We start from the raw sequence: 2927 nt of genomic DNA, 5'->3' as shown, positions 1-2927 counted from the left end.
GGCAAATAATGAAAAGGTTGCATTAGAAGCAGTTATAGGTGCTTCACTTGCAGGAGCAAGAGCATTTGCATCAATGAAACATGTTGGACTTAATGTTGCAGCTGATCCAATAATGACAGCTAGCTATATAGGAGTAAATGGTGGTATGGTAGTAGTTACTGCCGACGAACCAGGACAACATTCATCTCAAAATGAACAAGATAACAGAAATTACGCTAAATTTGGTAAAATGCCTATGTTTGAACCATCAACATCTCAAGAATGTAAAGACATGGTTATAGAAGCATTTGAATTAAGTGAAAAATACGATACACCTGTAATAATAAGAATGACAACTAGACTTTGCCACTCAAAGGGCGTTGTAGAATGCTTAGATAGAAATGAAGTTGGAATAAAAGAATATGTAAAGGATGTTAAAAAGAATTTAGCAGTACCAGCTCATGCTAGAGTAATGAGAAGAAATGTAGAAGCTAGAATGCAAAAATTACTACAATTATCAGAAGAAACTCCTTTAAATCGTGTAGAAATGAACGATACTAAAATAGGTATAATAGCTTCTGGTATGTGTATAAACTTTGCCAAAGAAGTATTTGGAAAGGATGCATCTTACCTAGATTTAGGATTTACTAATCCACTTCCAGAAAAATTAATAGTAGATTTCGCAGCTAAAGTAGACAAAGTCTATGTAGTTGAAGAAAACGATAAATATATAGAAGATCATGTAAAAGCATTAGGTATAACTAATATAGTTAAAGATGCTCTACCACCATATGGAGAAATGACTCCAGATGTTATAAGACAATCTATATTAGGTATATCAAGAGAAAAAGTTCCATATAATAAAGAATTAGTAGTCCCAAGACCACCAAGCTTCTGTGCAGGATGTCCACATAGAGGTGCATTTTATCAATTAGGTAAGAGAAAAGACATCGTAATAGCAGGAGATATAGGATGTTATGCATTAGGATTTGCAGCTCCATATAATGCAATGGATTATTCTTATGATATGGGTTCTGCAATAAGTACTGCTCATGGTTTCCAAAAAGTTTTAAATATGAAGGAAGGAAATACAAAGAGAGTTGTTGCAGTATTAGGAGATTCAACATTCTTCCATACAGGAATAAATTCATTAATAGAAGTTGCTTACAATAAGAGTAACTGTATAACAATGATTTTAGATAACAGAATAACTGGTATGACTGGTCATCAGCAAAATCCAGGATCAGGATTTACTCTACAAGGTGAAGTGACTGAACAATTAGATATCAAAGCTTTAGTAAAAGACTGTGGAATTAAACACATAAAAATAGTAAATCCTAACAACTTAAAAGAAGTAGAAGAAGCACTTGATTGGGCTATAGCTATAAAAGATGAACCTTCAGTAATAATAACTAGATGGCCTTGTGTTCTTAAGAAATTAAGCGAACAAGATATAGAAGAATTCGATAAACCATTTAAGGAAAAATGTGTTGTAGATCACGATAAATGTATAGGATGTAAAAAATGTATGAAGACTGGTTGTCCAGCATTATCATTTAATAAAGAAGATAAGAAAGTAACAATAAAAGCAACTGATTGTGTTGGTTGTGAAGTATGTAAACAAGTTTGTCCAAAAGATGCAATAGTAAAGGAGGCTAAATAATATGACTAATAGTATACTTTTAGTGGGTGTAGGAGGTCAAGGAACTATACTTGCTAGTAAATTATTGACAATCGGATTAATGGAAGCTGGATATTCAGTAAAAATGAGTGAAATACACGGTATGAGCCAAAGAGGTGGTTCTGTTTCAACTCATGTTAGATATTCTAAAGATACAGTATATTCTCCAGTTATAGAAGAAGGAGAAGCTGATATGATAGTTGCTTTTGAAAAAATGGAAGCACTTAGATATATGGATTATCTTAAAGTTGGCGGAAAAATAGTAGCTAATGATTTCAAAATTGAATCTATGGTGAATTTAACAGGACAAGCTGACTATGAAGAAGCAGAAATAGACAAAGAATTAAACAGACTAGGTGCAAAATTAATAAAAGTAAATGAAATAGCAAAAGAGCTAGGTAACGAAAAGGTAATGAATGTAATATTACTAGGATGCCTTGTTAAATCAATGAACTTAGATAATATCGATTGGGAAAGCATAATAAAAGCTAATGTAAAACCAAAATTTATAGATATAAATATAGAAGCCTTTAATAAGGGGATTAACTTAGTTGGATAATATAATAGGAGGAATATATGTCAAATTTAATTTTAGCAATAAACCCAGGTTCTACATCTACAAAATTTGCTGTATATCAAGATGAAAAACAATTATTTTCTAAAACATTAGATCATCCAACAGAAGAATTAGAAAAATTTGATTCAATTTTAGATCAATATGATATGAGAAAATCTGAAATATTAAAAGCTTTAGATGAAAATGGTATCGATATAAAAGATTTAACAGCTACAGTAGGTAGAGTAGGAGGTCTTCCACCAGTAAAATCTGGAGCCTATTTAATAACAGATGAGATGATAGATAGATTGAGATATAGACCTACTTTAGATCATGCATCAAATTTAGGTGCTATTATAGCAGATTCAATAGCTAAAGAGGTTGGAATCAATGCATATACATATGATTCTATATCAGTAGATGAATTAAAAGATGTAGCAAGACCTTCAGGCCTTTGTGGTATGGATAGACATAGTTTATTTCACGCTTTAAATAGTAGAGCAATGGCGATGAAATATGCAAAATCTATGGGTAAGGAGTATAAAGATTTAAATTTAATTGTAGTACATTTAGGTGGTGGAATAAGTACTACAGCTCATGAAAAAGGAAGAGTAGTTGATATATTATCTGATGAAGAAGGAACTTTTTCTCCACAAAGAGCCGGAAAACTTCCAGTGAAACCCCTTATAAAATTATGCTTTAGTGGAAAAT

Annotated in this window: 3 protein-coding genes; all 3 read left to right on the top strand. The window is 31.7% G+C overall.

Annotation, left to right across the window (positions count from 1 at the left end):
• The coding region (locus ACI3VO_RS12620) for a thiamine pyrophosphate-dependent enzyme (protein ID WP_439758255.1) at positions 1-1642 on the top strand (1642 nt) is incomplete at its 5' end.
• Position 1643: 1 nt separating this feature from the next.
• Complete coding sequence (locus tag ACI3VO_RS12615) at positions 1644-2219, top strand: indolepyruvate oxidoreductase subunit beta (RefSeq protein WP_439758254.1); 576 nt, start codon at positions 1644-1646, stop codon at positions 2217-2219.
• Positions 2220-2236: 17 nt separating this feature from the next.
• Positions 2237-2927, top strand: a 691-nt coding sequence (locus ACI3VO_RS12610) for a butyrate kinase (RefSeq protein ID WP_439758253.1), incomplete at its 3' end; no start/stop codon positions are given.

The sequence above is a fragment of the Intestinibacter sp. genome (assembly GCF_051866655.1).
GTDB lineage: Bacteria > Bacillota > Clostridia > Peptostreptococcales > Peptostreptococcaceae > Intestinibacter.
The sequence above is the reverse complement of the archived record's forward strand: the minus strand, read 5'-3'. Positions and strand labels throughout refer to the sequence as shown.